We start from the raw sequence: 15442 nt of genomic DNA, 5'->3' as shown, positions 1-15442 counted from the left end.
GGGGTGGCGGGCAAGGACGGGACGGCCGAGAACATGACCCGGTTGGGACGGGTTGGTCCCGCGTCCGTCGGTCAACGGCGGGCCGGCCGGTCCGGTTACGGGCGACGAGTGACGGATATCCGGCGCAGCGGCGGCCCGGCCACCCGAAGGCGAGGTATCTTCTGCGAAGCCCTCGACGCGCCGGCCGCCCGGCCGGAACCATTCATGTCGGGTCGGGGCCGGGTATGTCGGACGTTCGAGGGAGTCTGCGGTAATGGACCGGAATCCTGCTCCGGGCCGGACGACCTGAATGGGAGTCCGGGTCGAGCCCATCACCGAGGCGCGGGTGAGGGCAGCGGGAGAGTTCCTCCATGCCCACCACAATGGCCGAGTCGCCGTTCAGGCGTGGGTACGCGCGGCCGAGGTGCCGTGGCAGGTCGACGCCCCGAACCACGGCATGCTGCTACGCGCCGACGACGGGCAGGTGGTCGGCGCGCTGCTCGCCTTCTACTCCGAACGCATGGTGGCCGGGCGTACGGAGCGCCTCTGCAACCTCGGTGCCTGGTGTGTGCTGCCGGAGTTCCGTTTTCACAGCCTCAAGCTGCTGAGGGCGCTGCTGGCCCAGCCCGGCTACCACTTCACCGACCTCTCGCCCAGCGGCAACGTGGTGCCGATCAACGAGCGGCACGGATTCCGTTTCCTGGACACCACCACCACCCTGACGCCGAACCTGCCCTGGCCGTCGCTGCCCGGCCGCCGCCGGGTCAGCGCCGACCCGGAGGTGATCCGGCGGACGCTGACCGGACCGGAGTTGGCGCGTTACCTCGACCACGCCCGGGCCCCGGCGGCCCGGCACATCGTGCTGGTCGACGGCGACGAGTGGTGCTACGTCGTGTTCCGGCGGGACCGCCGCAAGCGGCTGCCGCTGTTCGCGTCGATCCTGCACGTCAGCAACCGGGCCCTGTTCCGCCGGATGCACCGGATGCTGCTCCGTCACCTACTGGTGCGGCACGGCGCGCTCGCGACCCTGGCGGAACTGCGGTTGGTCGGTGACCGCCCGCCGCTGTCGGTGCGGCTGCCCGACACCCGACGCAAGATGTTCCGCAGCGACAGCCTCGACCCCGACGACGTCGACTACCTCTACAGCGAGCTGGTCTGCCTCAGCTGGTGACCGATTTGAGCTGCTGACCTATGCCCCGACGAGAGGGACCAACCCCAAGATGCGCACCTCACTTCACCATCTCGTCGCCGACGCGGCCACCCGGCGCGGCGACGCGCCGGCGCTGTCCTACAAGCAGGAGACGGTCAGCTACGCGCAGCTGTGGCGGAGGGTGGCCGCAGTCGGCGCCGGCCTGCGCCGGCTCGGCGTCACCCGCGGCGATCGGGTGGCGATCTGGACGGAGAAGCGGATCGAGGCGGTCGAGGCGATCTTCGGGACCGCCGCCGCCGGCGCCGTCTTCGTGCCGGTCAACCCGCTGCTGCGGCCCCGGCAGGTCGGCCACATCCTGGCCGACTGCGCGGTGCGGGTGCTGGTCACCACCGCGGAACGGTACGCGCTGCTGCGCGACGAGTTGGAGCAGGCCAAGTCGGTCGAGCACGTGGTGCTGGTCGGTGCCGCGGGCAACGTGCCGGCCGCCCGGCAGCCGGTAGCCGTCTGGTCGGCGCTGCGGGACGCCGAACCGTTCCCGCCGCAGCTGACCGGCGTCGACCTCGACGTGGCGGCCATCCTCTACACCTCCGGCAGCACCGGCCGACCGAAGGGCGTCGTGCTCTCGCACCGCAACCTGCTCGCCGGGGCGGAGAGCGTCAGCCACTACCTGGACAACCGCGCCGACGACGTCATCCTGGCGGCGTTGCCGCTCAGCTTCGACGCCGGGTTCAGCCAGCTCACCACGGCCTTCACCGTCGGCGCCCACGTGGTGCTGATGAACTACCTGCTGCCGGCAGAGGTGGTGCGGCTCTGCGCCCGGCACCGCGTCACGGGGCTGACCTGCGTACCGCCGCTGTGGTTGCAGCTGGCCGGCCAGCGCTGGCCGGCGGAGGCCACGGTCGGCCTGCGGTACTTCGCCAACACCGGTGGACGGATGCCGAGAGCCACCCTGGAAAAGCTGCGGGCGATCTTCCCGACCGCCCTGCCGTACCTGATGTACGGCCTGACCGAGGCGTTCCGTTCCACCTATCTCGACCCGACCGAGGTCGACCGCAGGCCCGACTCGATCGGCCGGGCCGTCCCCAACGCGGAGGTCCTCGTGGTCCGCCCCGACGGCACCCCCTGCGGACCGGGCGAGGAGGGTGAGCTGGTACACCGGGGTGCGCTGGTGGCCCTCGGCTACTGGAACGATCCGGCCCGCACGGCGCAGCGGTTCCGCCCGGTGCCCGACCAGCCCGGTCAGCTGCCGCCGGAGCCGGCCGTCTGGTCCGGCGACACGGTCGTGCGGGACGAGGAGGGATTCCTCTACTTCGTCGGCCGGACCGACGAAATGATCAAGACGTCCGGGTACCGGGTCAGCCCCACCGAGATCGAGGAGGTCGCCTACGACAGCGGCCTCGTCGGTGACGCGGTGGCCCTCGGCCTGCCCGACGAGGCCCTCGGCCAGCGGGTGGCGCTGGTGGTGAGCCCACCCGACGCCGGTGACCTGGAACCGGGCACGCTGCTCGCCGCCCTCAAGCAGGAACTGCCGCCGTATCTGCTGCCTCGCGAGATCGTGGTGCTGCCCGCGCTGCCCAGATCACCCAACGGCAAGTTCGACCGCAACCTGCTACGCCAGGAGTTGACCTCGTGACCAACCACCCCGCCGCCGCCTTCGCCCGCGACGCCGGCCAGCTCGCCGTGGGCGGCGTCCCGGTCGCCCGCCTCGCCGACCGCGTCGGCGGCACGCCCTTCTTCGCGTACGACCGGGGACTGCTCACCGGTCGGGTGCAGCGCCTGCGCGCGGTGCTGCCCAGCGAGGTGCAGCTCAGCTATGCGGTGAAGGCGAACCCGATGCCCGCCGTGGTGCAGCACCTCGCCGGGCTGGTGGACTCATTCGACGTCGCCTCCGCCCTGGAGATGCGGACCGCCCTCGACACCCCGATGCCGGCGAACCGGGTCAGCTTCGCCGGACCGGGCAAGACCGACGCGGAGCTGCGCCAGGCCGTGGCGGCCGGCGTGACCATCGAGATGGAATCCGAGAACGAGGCCGATCGGGTCGCCGCCCTGGGCCGCCTGCTCGGGATCCGGCCGCGCGTCGCGGTACGGATCAACCCGGACTTCTCGGTCAAGGGTTCCGGCATGCGACTCGGTGGCGGGCCGCAACAGTTCGGCGTGGACTCCGAGCGGGTACCGGCGTTGCTGAAGGAACTCGCGAACGCCGACGTCGACTTGCTCGGTTTCCACATCTTCGCCGGTTCACAGAACCTGCGCGCCGACAGTCTCTGTGAGGCGCAGCGCCGCACAGTCGAACTGTCGATCCGGTTGGCCGAGGAGTCCCCGCTGCCGGTGCGCTACCTCAACCTGGGCGGTGGCTTCGGCATCCCGTACACCGACCGTGACCAGCCGCTGGACCTCGACGCCGTCGGGGCCAACCTCGCCGACCTGGTCCGCGGGCCGATCCGGCAGGCGCTTCCCGAAGCCCGGGTCGTCGTCGAACTCGGCCGTTACCTTGTCGGCGAATGTGGTGTCTACGTCACCCGGGTGGTCGACCGCAAGGTTTCCCGGGGCCGCACCTACCTGGTGGTGGACGGCGGTCTGCACCACCAGCTCGCCGCCTCCGGCAACTTCGGCCAGGCGATCCGCCGCAACTATCCGATCGCGGTGGCAGAGCGGATCGACGCCGAGCCGACCGAGACGGTGACCGTCGTCGGTTGCCTCTGTACCCCACTGGACCTGCTCGGTGACGCCGTGAAGCTGCCCCGGGCGGACGTCGGCGACCTGATCGTCCTGTTCCAGGCCGGCGCGTACGGCCTCACCGCCAGCCCGACCGCCTTCCTCAGTCACCCGGCTCCGGCCGAAGTGCTGGTCTGATCGCCGCAGAATTAGGAGAGAGATTGTGAACGTCACCTACGCGGAAACCCTCGACGAGGTCCGGGAGGTCGTGGTCTCGGTGCTCGGCATCGAGGACCGGGCTGCCACGCTGGACGCCTCGACACCGCTGCTGGACAGCCTGCCGGAGCTGGACTCGATGGCCGTCGTCGAACTGGTCGCGGCAATGGAGGAGCGCTTTGGTTTCGCCCTCGACGACGGTGACATGACCACCGAACTCTTCGAGACGCTCGGCAGCCTGGCCGCCTTAGTCGCCGACCGCCGCCCGTAGCGGCCGGACCAGACGTGCCGCAACCAACGGAACCCACCCGCGGTCGCCCATCGGCCGCCCCGCGCCACCGTCGACGCGCACCGGTGGCGCTCGGCGCGGCCCTCACCGTGCTGGTCGCCGTCACTGTCGGGGGCGCGGTCGCGGCAGCGCGGATGATCGACCGAGATGCCGATCCGGCCGCTGCGACCGGCGGAACCCCCGAGCCGGTGGCACCGCCCCCGCTGCCGAGCGGGCCGCTGCCGGAACCGTCGTCGCCCGCGCCCGGCGCGAGCGCCGGACTGGGTAGCCGCCCCACCCCGTCGGCCAGCGCCACGGCCAGCGCCACGGGATCGGCCGCCGCACCGCCGGCCAGCACCACCCTGACGGGCTTTCCGGGGGCCGGCGACACCGGGATACCCGACGGTGTGCAGCTCGCCAGGTACTCGGGCCCCTGCACGATCACCAAGGCCGGGACCGTTATCGACAAGCGGCACGTCGGCTGCTCGCTGCTCATCAAGGCGAAGAACGTGGTGATCAAATCCAGTCGGGTCGACGGCACCGTCCGGCTGGAGGGTGGCGGCTACTCGGTGCGCATCGAGGACGCCGAGATCGACGGCGGCCCGGCGCAGGCACCCGCCGTCGGCTTCGAGAACATCACCGTGCTGCGCTCAGAGCTGCGGGGCGGCCAGGCCAGCGTCAACTGCTACCGCAACTGCCACGTGCAGGACTCCTGGCTGCACAGCCAGTACCTGCCCGACGGCGGGGACTGGCACCTCAACGCCTTCCTGTCCAACGGCGGCAGCGACATCCGGCTGGTGCACAACACCCTGTCCTGCGATCGGCCCACCAATGCCGCCGGCGGCGGCTGCACGGCCAACGCGTCGATCTTCGGCGACTTCGGGCCCAACACGAACTACACCATCCAGAACAACCTCTTCGTCGCGTCCGGGCAGATGTCGTACTGCTTCTACGGCGGCTTCGACGAGCACAAGGAATACGGCACGCAGGTCAGCGGGATCGTGGTCACCGGCAACGTGTTCCAGCGCGGTAAGAACGGCAAGTGCGGCGGGTACGGGCCGGCGACGTCCTGGGCACGCTCGGCGCCGGGCAACGTCTGGCGGGACAACGTGTGGAGCGACGGCAAACCACTGCCACCGGACTAGCCCGACGCGCTGACCGCCTCAGCGCACCACCGCCGGCGACCAGGCGTCGGCGACCAGCAGGCGCGGCTGCCCGCTGCCGTCGGCCGGCACCGCCCAGATGTCGCTGGAGGCCGAGGTCGCGTCGGCCCGCGGCAGCCCGTACAGCACTGTGTCGTCGTCGAGCCACTCGACCTGGTCGTCCACGCTGCGGACCTCGCCGAGCAGGGTCTGGGCTCCGGTCGTCAGGTCGTACACCGCCAGCCGCCAGCGGCCCGGCGGCAGATCACCGCGCCTCTTGAAGGCCACCCGGGTGCCGTCCGGCGACAGCGACGGGCACTCGACGTCGGAGTGCAGCGCCGTCACTGTCCGGCGGGCCAGGCTTCCCTCGACCAGCCAGGTCCGACCACCCGTTGCGGCGGTGGCGTAGAAGCGGTCGGCGTCGGCGAAGGTGACCCCCCACATGTTCTTGTCGATCGCGGTGACCGTCCGGCCGTCGACGACGAGTTCGAACTGCTCGATGTCGCCCACCACCGCACCGTCGGCCCTGGTGACCACCGTGCGGGTGGAGAACTGGCCCGGATTGGCGTACGAGTCACCGGAGACGAAGCTGGTGGTGGCGACCAGCGCGCCGTCGGCGGAGAGCCGGGTGCGGCTCGGCACCCCCGTCAGCGGCAGATCCTGGGTCGGCCGCCAGTCGGCGCCGAGCAGCCGGGCCGAGTACGTGGTAAGGATGCCCCGTTCGGCGGAGAGGCAGACGGCGCGGTCAGCGGTCGCGTACACCCGCTCACAGGAGACCGGGGTGAAGGTCCGGGGCCCGTCGGGTGCGCGCAGCGGCACCACGGCCACGCGGCCGTACTGTGGGCCGAGGGCGGTGCTGCGGAACACCAGATGCGGCTGCCCGCGCAACGGACCGAGGGCACCGCCGGTGGCCACCGGTGTGGCCGCGGCCTCAAGGCTGACCTGGGTTTGCCGGACCCGCCACACGTAGCCCGCAGCACCGACGACCGCGAGCAGCGCGACCATGCCGAGCAACCCCAGACGGACCCGAAGGCTCATCCCGCCACCCCGTTGCTCTCCGCTCATACCGTGACCTCGTCTCGCTCGACACCACGGAACAGCCAGCCGGCGACCGGCACCACGGCGGCGAGCAGCCCCGCGAACAGCAGCAATGACCACCGTGGCCCCTGCAGGCTCCAGAGCAGACCGAACAGCAGCGAGGAACCGAACCGGGCGAGTACCACCACGGTCTGCGCGGCGGCGATGCCGCTGCCCCGGGTCTGCGCCGACACCAGCCGGCTGACCAGCGCGGGCAGCACCCCGTCAGTGGCCGCGTAGTAGACGCCGAGGCAGAGCAGCACGGCGAGGGTGAGGCCGAGCCCGCCCGACGGCAACGCCGCCAGCAGGTAACAGGCCAGCAGTGCGCCGTGCCCGGCGACCAGGACACGGCCCCGGCCGAAGCGGTCGGCGAGCCTGCCCAGCGGCACGGCCAGTCCGAGGTAGGCGACGCTGGTGCCGACGTACAACAGCGGGAACCAGGTGGCCGCGAACTCGTCACGGTCCTTTAGCGCCAGGTAGAGAAAGCCGTCACCGACGGTGACCAGGCCGAGGAGTCCGGCCGCGAGCAGCGGGCGACGCAGCCGCCGGCCGCCGACCTCGGCGGCCACCCGACGCAGACCCAACCGCGCTCCCCGGCCCGCCGTACGCAGGTTCGGTACGAAGAGCACCAGCACCGCGAGGCCCAGCACGGCGACCGCGAACGAGACCACGAAGACCGAGTCGTAGCTGCCCGGCACGCTGGCCAGCAGGGCGAAGGCGACCAACGGGCCGAGCGCCGCACCGAACGTGTCGAGCGCCCGGTGCACCCCGAACGAGCGGCCGAGCATGCTGGGCTCGGACGCTTCGGCGATCAACGCGTCCCGCGGTGCGGTGCGTAGCCCCTTACCGAGCCGGTCGGCGGTGATGACCGCGGTGATCGCGGCGAAACCGGCGGCCGGCAGCAACGCGATCCGGCTCAACGCCGACGTCCCGTAGCCGAGCACCGCCACCCACTTCGGCTGCCCGCCCCGGTCTCCGGCGTAGCCGCCGGCGAGCCGGACGAAGGCGCTGACCCCCTGGTAGATCCCGTCCAGAAAGCCGTACGCGATCGGGCTGAGCCCGACCACTGCGGTGAGATAGAGAGGCAAGATCGAGGCCACCATCTCCGAGGAGACGTCGGTCAGCAGGCTCACGACGCCCAGCAGGAGCACGGTGCTGGAGACGCGACGACCCAAGCCCCGGTTGCCCGTTGCGTCGGAGTGGGGTCGGTCCCGCACTGACACGTACACGATCCGGCCCTGTCTGGTCGTTCAGCCGGACAGCGCGGTGGCCAGGGCCTCGACGACACGGGCCTGCTGGGCGGGGGTGATCTGCGGGTAGATCGGCAGCGAGAGCAGCTCGGTAGCGGCACGCTCGGCGTGCGGGAACGCGCCGGCCGGGTGACCGAGATGGGCGAAGGCGCCGGTGCGGTGCACCGGAACCGGATAGTGGATGGCGGCGCCCACCCCCGCCGCGTTCAGCCGCGACAGCACCTCGTCGCGGCGGGACGGCGTGCCGTCACCCGGGACCCGGACGCAGTAGATGTGCCAGACATGCTCGTTGCCGTCCAGCGTCACCGGCCGGACCACGTCCAACGGCGCGAGCATCTCGTCGTAGCGGACCGCGGCGGTGCGGCGGTGCGTGTTCCAGCCCGCGAGCCGGGCGAGCTTGGCCCGCAGCACCACCGCCTGAAGACCGTCGAGGCGGCTGTTCATCCCGATGATGTCGTGCGCGTACCTGGTCAGACCGCCGTGGCTGCCCAGCGTGCGTACCGTGGTGGCGAGGTCCGCGTCGGCGCTCACCACCGCGCCCGCATCACCGTACGCGCCGAGGTTCTTGCCCGGGTAGAAGCTGGTGGCGGCGATCCCCCCGGCGCCGGCCTGGTCGCCGTGCCGGGTCGCGCCCTGACACTGGGCCGCGTCCTCGACGACCGCCACGCCCCGCCCGGACAACCCGGCGCGCAGCCGCTGGACGTCGGCGAGCTGCCCGTACAGGTGCACCGGGACCACGGCCCGGGTCGCCGGTGTGACGGCGGCCAGCGCCGCGTCGACGTCGATCAGGTAGGACTCCGGGTCGCAGTCGACCAGGACCGGCCGTCCACCGGCCCGGGCGACCGCCTCGGCCGTGGCGATGAAGGTGTTCGCCGGCAGGACCACCTCGGCACCCGGACCGACCCCGACGGCGCGCAGCGCGAGTTCGAGCGCGTCGGTGCCGTTGGCCACGCCGACGCAGTGTGTGACACCGCTGAACGCGGCGTACTCCCGCTCGAAGGCGGCGACCTCGGCACCGCCGACGAACGCGGTGTCCGCGACGATCCGTTTGAACCCGGACTCCACCTCCTCCGCCACCTCCAGGTGCGCGGCGGCGAGATCGACGAGCGGAATCTTCGGCATGCTAGTTCCCCACAACCTTCGACACTGTCAGTTCTCTCGACGCCGGATCGGGCCCGGACACCACGGCCGGCTCGACCTGCGGTGCCAGCCGGCCCGGCCGTGCGGCGCGCAGCCGGCGCGCCGGGTTGCCCAACCAGACCTCGGCCGGCGGGACGTCGCGCAACACCACGGAGCCCATCCCGACCAGGGACCACTCGCCGACTGTCACGGACTCGCGGATCAGCGCCGCCGCGCCGAGGTACGCACCCGTACCCAGCACCACGCCGCCGCCGAGCCGCACTCCCGAGGCTAGGGTGACATGATCGGCGACCCGGTCGTCATGGGTGAGGACCACCTGTGGCATCACCGCCACGTGCGCACCCACCGTGACGTCCGCGGTCAGCACCGCCCCGGCCAGCAGCACGGTGCCGGGGCCGACCGCACTTCCCGCGCCGACCTGGGCCGCCGGATGAACGATCGTCGGGTACCGCTCGGCCGGCAGCCCCAGCCGGCGCACGATCCGCTGCCGGGCCGCGTAGTCGCGCGGATTGCCGACACAGATCACCACGGCAGCGTCGGGCAGGTCGGCCAGTAGGTCGATCACGCCCAGGACCGGCAGGCCGGCCCGTTGCGTGCCGCGCAGTGCCGGATTGTCGTCGAGGAATCCACGCAACCGCCACGTCGGCCGGACGCCGTTGATGGCCCGTACCGCCGCTGCGGTCTCCCTCGCGAATCCGCCCGCCCCGACGATGACCAGGTCGCGCATCAGCCCGCCAGCTTGCGCAGCACGCCGACGATGCGGTCCTGGTCGTCCTCGGTCAGCGCGTGGTGCAGCGGCAGGATGAGCGAGTCACGGGTCAGCCGCTCGGTCACCGGCAGCGGCCCGGACGTCAGGTCCGCGTACGCCGGCTCCAAATGGGCGGCCATGATGCCGCGCCGGGCCGATACCCCGGCCACGGCCAACTCCGCGAGCACCTCGTCGCGGCTGCCCGGGTACTCCGGGTTGATCAGCACCCAGAACGACTGGAAGTTGGTCTCGCCGTGCTCCGGATCACGTACCGGCACCAGGCCGTCGATCGTGGCGAGCAGGTCCTGGTAGCGCGCCGCCAGGGCCCGCCGCTGCGCCACCAGCTCCGCGAGCCGGCCGAGCTGCACCAACCCGACCGCCGCCTGGATGTCCGTCATCCGGTAGTTGAAGGCGGTCTCCAGGTACGACTCCAGCACCGGCTGGGCGCTGGCGTGCCGCTCGGCCGCGGAGACGTTCATGCCGTGCTCCCGTAGCCGCCGCAGCCGGGCCGCCCACGCCGGGTCGTCGGTGGTGACCATCCCGCCCTCGCCGGTGGTCAGCAGCTTGCGGGGATGGAACGACCAGGCGGCGAGCGCGGCACCGGTGCCGGCCGGCCGGCCGTACGCCGTGGAGCCGGCGGCGCAGGCCGCGTCCTCAACCAGCGCCACCCCCCACCGGCCGGCCGCCTCGCGTAGCGCGACCACGTCGAACGGCACGCCACCCTGGTGGACGCCGATGACCGCCCGGGTCCGTGAGGTACGCACGGCGTCGACGGTGTCCACCGTCAGGTTGCCCGTGTCGAGGTCGACATCCGCGAAGACCGGGGTCGCTCCGACGTACCGCACCGCGTTGGCGGTGGCGATGAAGGAGAACGACGGGACGATCACCTCGTCGCCGGGGCCGACGTCGAGTACCACCAGGGCAAGGTGCAGGGCGGTTGTACAGGAACTGACCGCCACCCCGTGCCCGGCGCCGACCAGCGCGGCGAACTCCTGTTCGAAACGGGCAACCCGTGGCCCCTGGGCCACCCAGCCCGACCGGACCGCGTCGGCGGCGGCCTGCGCCTCCTCCTCGCCGAGTCGAGGAATCATGACCGGAATCTGCGCACTCATTTCTCTGACCGCCACCAGTCGACCAGGCCCTGCAGCCCCTCGTGCAGGCTGATCTCGGCGCGGAAGCCGAGCCGGTCGGCGGCGGCGGCGGTGTCCGCCAGGCGGCGCGTCACCCCGTTGACGGCGCGAACCGGCCCGTGCTCCGGCGCCAGGTCGGACTTCATCACGTCGCTGAGCGCCTGGGCCAGCTCCCGCAGGCTGGTCTCGGTGCCGCTGGCAATGTTGAACACCTCGTCGGTGACGTCGGCCCGGGCGGCCAGGACATTGGCCCTGGCGATGTCGGCGACGTGCACGAAGTCCATCGTCTGCAGGCCGTCGCCGAGGATCAGCGGAGGCCGGCCCGACTCGATCCGCTCCATCCAGCGGATCAGCACCTCGGTGTAGAGCCCGTGGATGTCCATCCGGGGGCCGTACACGTTGAAGTAGCGCAGGGCGACGTAGTCCAGCCCGTACATGCTGTGGAAGCTGCGCAGCATACCCTCGTTGAACGCCTTCGCCGCACCGTAGAACGTGTCGTTGTGGTACGGGTGGTGCCGCTCGTCGGTCGGGAAGTCGTCGGCGAGGCCGTACACCGAGGCCGACGACGACAGGACGACCTTGCGTACCCGGGCGGCGGCCGCCGCCTCCAGCACGTTGAACGTGCCGTCGACCAGGACCTCGTTGGCTAGCCGAGGCTCCTCGGCACACTGGGTGATCCGGATGGCGGCGAGGTGGAAGAGCAGATCCTTGCCCCGGGCCAACTCGTGCACGAGGGTGGTGTCCCGGATGTCCCCCTCGACGAGTCGCACGGTGCCGTGCGGCAGCGCCCGGGCGAGGTTCTCCCGTCGCCCGCGGACGAAGTTGTCGAGGACGATCACCTCGGCCGCACCGCCGGCCACCAGCTCGTCCACGACATGGGAGCCGATCGTGCCCGCCCCACCCGTGACCAGGGCCCGCGCCCCGGCGATTTCGACCGCGCTCATGACAGTGTTCCGCTCCTATCCAGGCCGCCCCGCGACTGTGCCGCGCGAGGTCTCGTACCGCGTCCGGTCACTACGCTGTCCACTCGCTGAGCTCGACCAGCCGTCCGCCGTCGGCGAGGCTTCGGGAGGCGGCTTCGAGAATCGCGATCACCCGCAGCCCGGACCGGCCGTCGGTGAGCGCCGGGGTGCCGGTGCGGATGGACCGGGCGTACTCCTCGACCATGGTCCGCAGCGCCTCCCGCTCGGTCAGCGCCGGTGCGACCATGTCCCCTGAGCGGTACGACACCAGCATGTCCCGCCGCTGTTCGTCGCCGAGCTCCTCGCTCGACGCCACGTCCACCCCTCGATCGAAGATGGAGAGCCGTTGGCTGGGATTCAGGTCGTCCCAGACCAGGGTGCGCTTGGAGCCGCCGATGATGGTGGTCCGGATCTTCACCGGCGAGAGCCAGTTGACATGAATGTGCGCGATCGCCCCGGTGTTCAGGCGCAGCGTCAGGTAGGCCACACAGGCCCGCCCCGCGCCGATCCGGTCCGCGCCGTGGGCGGCCACGGCGACCGGAGCCACGCCGGGCGGCAGGACGAAGTCGAGGATCGACAGGTCGTGCGGGGCCAGGTCCCACATCACGTCGATGTCGCGCTGCACCAGCCCCAGATTGATCCGTACGGAGTCGAGGTACTGCAGTTCGCCCAGCTCACCGTGGTGCAACAGGTCCCGGATGCGCAGCACCGCCGGGGTGTAGCAGTAGGTGTGGTCGCACATCAGCGACAGGCCCCGGTGCTCCGCCTCGGCGACCAGCGCCCGTCCCTGCGTGGAACTGGCCGCGAGCGGCTTCTCCACCAGCACGTGCTTGCCGGCCCGCAGCGCCGACATCGCCACCTCGAGGTGACTGGCCGCCGGAGTGGCGATGGCCACCGCCCGCACCGTCTCGTCGGCGAGGACCGCGGCGAGATCGTTGGTGGCCTGAACGGTCGAGTAGCCGCCGAGCACACGTTCGGCGCGACCTAGGTCGAGGTCGCAGAGCCAGCGCAGCCGGAAGTCGGCGGAGGCCTGGAAGTTGCGGACGAGATTCGGACCCCAGTAGCCGGCGCCGACGACGGCCACGCCGATCGGTTCGTCGGCGGCATCGTGCGTTGAGTTCACGGACATCCGTTCGCTAGCAGGACGGGGTTCGCTGAGGGGTGGGTCAGAATGGTCCGTCCGGGAAGCTATCGAGACCCTCCTCGGCGGCGCCAGTGCAGTGACGGAATTCCAACAATGCCGCCGGGGCGGGGAAGCCATTCGGTTGTTCGCCGTAGCCGGGTGGCCCATGCCGTTCGCTGCGTCGGCCTGCTCGCCTCGCCTTGTCGACGAGGGGCCGCCGTTCTCCCGCCGGCCGACAGCGCCGCACGGTGGACGGGTGGCCGAACCCTGCCGGCCTGGTCAGGTGGCGTTCGGGTAGAGGTTCTGGAGGCGAACCTGCCCGCGGGCCACCAGCCGGACATCCGCGTCGTTGATCTCCACCTGCCACAGCTGTTGGCTGCGTCCCCGGTGCACCGGGGTGCCGACGGCGGTGAGTTCGCCCTCGCGGACCGCCCGCAGGAAGTCGGTCTGGTTGGAGACGCCGACCACCTGTCCACGGTCACCCAGCCACAGCCCGCCGCCCACGCTGGCGGCTGTCTCCACCACCGCGCAGTACACTCCACCGTGCTGGATGCCGAAAGGCTGGAGCAGCTCGGGGCGGACCTGCCAGCGGATCGTCACCCGGTCACCGCTGACCTCGTCGAACTTCAGCCCGAGTAGGGCGAAGAAACCGCCCGACATGGTGGACATCTCCACGGCAGCCTCCTCGATCTTGACGATTGCCAGCCTAGCCGGACCACGGTGGGGCGGAACCCGGCAGGGCGGGTGCGGGCTGATGGGGGGAGAATCGGTGACCGTGACCGACAGCAACCTTCCGCCGTCCGGGCGGGACTCCCTGACCGACGACCTGCGGTGGCGCGGCCTGATCCAGGACTCCACCGACCTCGACGACCTGCGCGCGTTGCTCGACGACGCCGGTGCCGCCTTCTATGTGGGCTTCGACCCGACCGCTCCGAGCCTGCACGTCGGTCATCTGATGCAGGTCACCACCGCTGCGCGCCTCCAACTCGCCGGGCACCGGCCACTGCTGCTGGTCGGTGGGGCCACGGGGCAGATCGGTGACCCGAAGGAGAGCGCGGAGCGGACCCTGAACCCGCCAGAGGTGGTGGCGACCTGGGTTCAGCGGATCCGTGACCAGCTGGCGCCCTTCGTCTCGTACACCGGGGACAACGCCGCCCAGCTGGTCAACAACCTGGAGTGGACCGCCGAGATGTCGGTGGTCGAGTTCCTGCGTGAGGTGGGAAAACACTTCCCGGTCAACCGGATGCTGGCCCGGGAGGTGGTCCGGGCCCGGCTGGAGAGCGGAATCAGCTTCACCGAGTTCAGCTACCAGCTGCTACAGGCCCACGACTTCTTCGAGCTTTCCCGCCGGTACGGCTGCCAGCTCCAGTTCGGCGGGTCCGACCAGTGGGGCAACATCACCGCAGGCGTCGACTACGTCCGACGCCGGGGCGGGGGGCCGGTGCAGGCGTTCACCACGCCCCTGGTGACTAAGTCCGACGGCTCGAAGTTCGGCAAGACCGAGGGCGGCGCGATCTGGCTCGATCCCGAGCTGACCAGCCCGTACGCCTTCTACCAGTTTTGGATCAACGCCGATGATCGGGACGTGGGCCGCTACCTGCGCTACTTCAGCTTCCGTTCCCGGGAGGAGCTGGAAGCGCTGGAGAAGGAGACCGCCGAACGCCCGGCTTCGCGCGCTGCCCAGCGTGCTCTCGGCGAGGAGTTGACCACCCTCGTGCACGGCGAGCGCGAGATGGCGCAGGTGGTCGCCGCCAGCCAGGCACTGTTCGGCCGGGGTTCGTTGGAGGAACTGTCTCCGGCGACGCTCCGGGCTGCCCTCACCGAGGCCGGCCTGGTCCGGGTCGGCCAGCTACCGGAGGTGGCCGCCCTGCTGAAGGAGTCGGGCCTGGTGCCGAGCATGAAGGAGGCACGGCGGGTGATCGCCGAGGGGGGTGCGTACGTCAACAACCACCGCGTGACCGAGGCAGACGCCGTGGTGGATCCGGGGGCGCTGCTGCACGGACGCTACCTCGTGCTGCGGCGCGGAAAGAGGTCCTTCGCCGGCGTGGAGCTGGACGGATAGTCGTCCGTCGGCCGGTGTGACGCGGGACGCGTCCGGCTGATTTGACGACGGATCAGCTGGGCGCGTAGCTTTCTCTTTGCCAGCGCGGAACGGACGTAACGGGTCGAAGGACCTCAGGCCGGAGCGTAGGTCAACCTTTCTCGGGCTGGATGGGTCTGCCCATCAACGTCGAGACCGGGTGGTGCTCCCATATTCGTCGCGAGGCGGATTTGGGGAGGCGGAACCGACCGGGTAGTGTTGGTCGCTGGCAGGGCGCCGGACACGCTCACGGGAGACCGTGGCGGCTGGCCTGCCGAAACTATTGAAACGACGGCAACGCCGATTGTTTCCATGGTGTCCGGGGTAATGGTACGAAGCGCGACAGAGTGGCACAAGCCAGTTTGACGTGCTGGAAACCATCCGGTAGTTTTGTAAAAAGTGCCCGCTGCGAGGTGGGTGTGGTGTGGCCCCGGAGGGTTGCCTGCTTGGGTGGGTTGCTTGATGGTGTGTGGTTGTTCTTTGAGAACTCAACAGGGTGCTTGATAAGCCAGTGCCAATTGT

General features: G+C 70.9%; 14 protein-coding genes. 6 read left to right on the top strand and 8 right to left on the bottom strand.

Going from position 1 to position 15442, the window contains the following annotated elements; translation table 11 throughout:
* Window positions 1-289 precede the first annotated feature (289 nt).
* The 5 genes from ACFHWY_RS05745 (at window position 290) to ACFHWY_RS05725 (ending at window position 5413) form a co-directional block, all read left to right on the top strand.
* Entirely contained in the window at window positions 290-1150 is an 861-nt protein-coding gene (locus ACFHWY_RS05745) for a hypothetical protein (RefSeq protein ID WP_416579042.1), read from the top strand.
* A 49-nt stretch (window positions 1151-1199) separates the two neighbouring features.
* Window positions 1200-2762 (top strand): acyl-CoA ligase (AMP-forming), exosortase A system-associated, encoded by a 1563-nt coding sequence (locus ACFHWY_RS05740; protein ID WP_416579041.1) that lies wholly within the window; start codon window positions 1200-1202, stop codon window positions 2760-2762.
* On the top strand, window positions 2759-3982 hold the full coding sequence (locus tag ACFHWY_RS05735; RefSeq protein WP_416579040.1) for a pyridoxal-dependent decarboxylase, exosortase A system-associated: 1224 nt from the start codon (window positions 2759-2761) through the stop codon (window positions 3980-3982). Before ACFHWY_RS05740 ends, ACFHWY_RS05735 begins: the two co-directional genes overlap by 4 nt.
* A 25-nt stretch (window positions 3983-4007) precedes the next feature.
* Window positions 4008-4271 carry an acyl carrier protein gene (locus ACFHWY_RS05730; RefSeq protein ID WP_416579039.1) on the top strand — a complete coding sequence of 88 codons (264 nt, stop codon included), beginning with the start codon at window positions 4008-4010 and terminating at the stop codon, window positions 4269-4271.
* An 83-nt stretch (window positions 4272-4354) separates the two neighbouring features.
* The gene (locus ACFHWY_RS05725) at window positions 4355-5413 is read left to right on the top strand and encodes a hypothetical protein (RefSeq protein WP_416579038.1); all 1059 of its coding nucleotides are present in this window, start codon (window positions 4355-4357) and stop codon (window positions 5411-5413) included.
* Window positions 5414-5431: 18 nt separating this feature from the next.
* Here the strand turns inward: ACFHWY_RS05725 and ACFHWY_RS05720 are convergent, their stop codons facing one another.
* The 8 genes from ACFHWY_RS05720 to ACFHWY_RS05685 form a co-directional block, all read right to left on the bottom strand.
* Window positions 5432-6475 carry a TolB family protein gene (locus ACFHWY_RS05720; protein WP_416579037.1) on the bottom strand — a complete coding sequence of 348 codons (1044 nt, stop codon included), beginning with the start codon at window positions 6473-6475 and terminating at the stop codon, window positions 5432-5434.
* A complete protein-coding gene (locus ACFHWY_RS05715; protein WP_416579036.1) occupies window positions 6472-7620 on the bottom strand; it encodes an MFS transporter in 1149 nt (382 codons plus the stop codon). Before ACFHWY_RS05715 ends, ACFHWY_RS05720 begins: the two co-directional genes overlap by 4 nt.
* 117 nt (window positions 7621-7737) lie before the next feature.
* Window positions 7738-8859 (bottom strand): DegT/DnrJ/EryC1/StrS family aminotransferase, encoded by a 1122-nt coding sequence (locus ACFHWY_RS05710; RefSeq protein ID WP_416579035.1) that lies wholly within the window; start codon window positions 8857-8859, stop codon window positions 7738-7740.
* Between the two features lies 1 nt (window position 8860).
* A complete protein-coding gene (locus tag ACFHWY_RS05705) occupies window positions 8861-9604 on the bottom strand; it encodes an acetyltransferase (RefSeq protein ID WP_416579034.1) in 744 nt (247 codons plus the stop codon).
* Complete coding sequence (locus ACFHWY_RS05700; protein ID WP_416579033.1) at window positions 9604-10716, bottom strand: DegT/DnrJ/EryC1/StrS family aminotransferase; 1113 nt, start codon at window positions 10714-10716, stop codon at window positions 9604-9606. The genes ACFHWY_RS05705 and ACFHWY_RS05700 overlap by 1 nt, the downstream gene beginning before the upstream one ends.
* A gap of 17 nt (window positions 10717-10733) precedes the next feature.
* Window positions 10734-11699, bottom strand: coding sequence for an NAD-dependent epimerase/dehydratase family protein (locus ACFHWY_RS05695; protein ID WP_416579032.1), 966 nt, complete (start codon window positions 11697-11699; stop codon window positions 10734-10736).
* Window positions 11700-11769: 70 nt separating this feature from the next.
* Window positions 11770-12840 (bottom strand): Gfo/Idh/MocA family protein, encoded by a 1071-nt coding sequence (locus ACFHWY_RS05690; protein ID WP_416579031.1) that lies wholly within the window; start codon window positions 12838-12840, stop codon window positions 11770-11772.
* A gap of 279 nt (window positions 12841-13119) precedes the next feature.
* Window positions 13120-13509: a PaaI family thioesterase gene (locus tag ACFHWY_RS05685; protein WP_416579278.1), complete on the bottom strand. Its 390-nt coding sequence runs from the start codon at window positions 13507-13509 to the stop codon at window positions 13120-13122.
* Between the two features lie 106 nt (window positions 13510-13615).
* Here ACFHWY_RS05685 and tyrS point away from each other — a divergent pair, with 106 nt between their 5' ends.
* Window positions 13616-14902, top strand: coding sequence for a tyrosine--tRNA ligase (tyrS, locus tag ACFHWY_RS05680; protein WP_416579277.1), 1287 nt, complete (start codon window positions 13616-13618; stop codon window positions 14900-14902).
* Window positions 14903-15442 lie beyond the last annotated feature (540 nt).

Source organism: Micromonospora sp. LOL_024 (assembly GCF_048060415.1).
Taxonomy (GTDB): domain Bacteria; phylum Actinomycetota; class Actinomycetes; order Mycobacteriales; family Micromonosporaceae; genus Micromonospora.
Note: the sequence above shows the minus strand (reverse complement) of the source record. Positions and strands in the feature narration are given on the sequence as shown.

Bases quoted from the DNA above. Each gene is read 5' to 3' on its own strand.
- ACFHWY_RS05720 (WP_416579037.1), bottom strand. From the start codon at position 6,475: ATGAGCGGAGAGCAACGGGGTGGCGGGATGAGCCTTCGGGTCCGTCTG.
- ACFHWY_RS05740 (WP_416579041.1), top strand. From the start codon at position 1,200: ATGCGCACCTCACTTCACCATCTCGTCGCCGACGCGGCCACCCGGCGC.
- ACFHWY_RS05685 (WP_416579278.1), bottom strand. From the start codon at position 13,509: ATGTCCACCATGTCGGGCGGTTTCTTCGCCCTACTCGGGCTGAAGTTC.
- ACFHWY_RS05745 (WP_416579042.1), top strand. From the start codon at position 290: ATGGGAGTCCGGGTCGAGCCCATCACCGAGGCGCGGGTGAGGGCAGCG.
- ACFHWY_RS05705 (WP_416579034.1), bottom strand. From the start codon at position 9,604: ATGCGCGACCTGGTCATCGTCGGGGCGGGCGGATTCGCGAGGGAGACC.
- ACFHWY_RS05700 (WP_416579033.1), bottom strand. From the start codon at position 10,716: ATGATTCCTCGACTCGGCGAGGAGGAGGCGCAGGCCGCCGCCGACGCG.
- ACFHWY_RS05695 (WP_416579032.1), bottom strand. From the start codon at position 11,699: ATGAGCGCGGTCGAAATCGCCGGGGCGCGGGCCCTGGTCACGGGTGGG.
- ACFHWY_RS05710 (WP_416579035.1), bottom strand. From the start codon at position 8,859: ATGCCGAAGATTCCGCTCGTCGATCTCGCCGCCGCGCACCTGGAGGTG.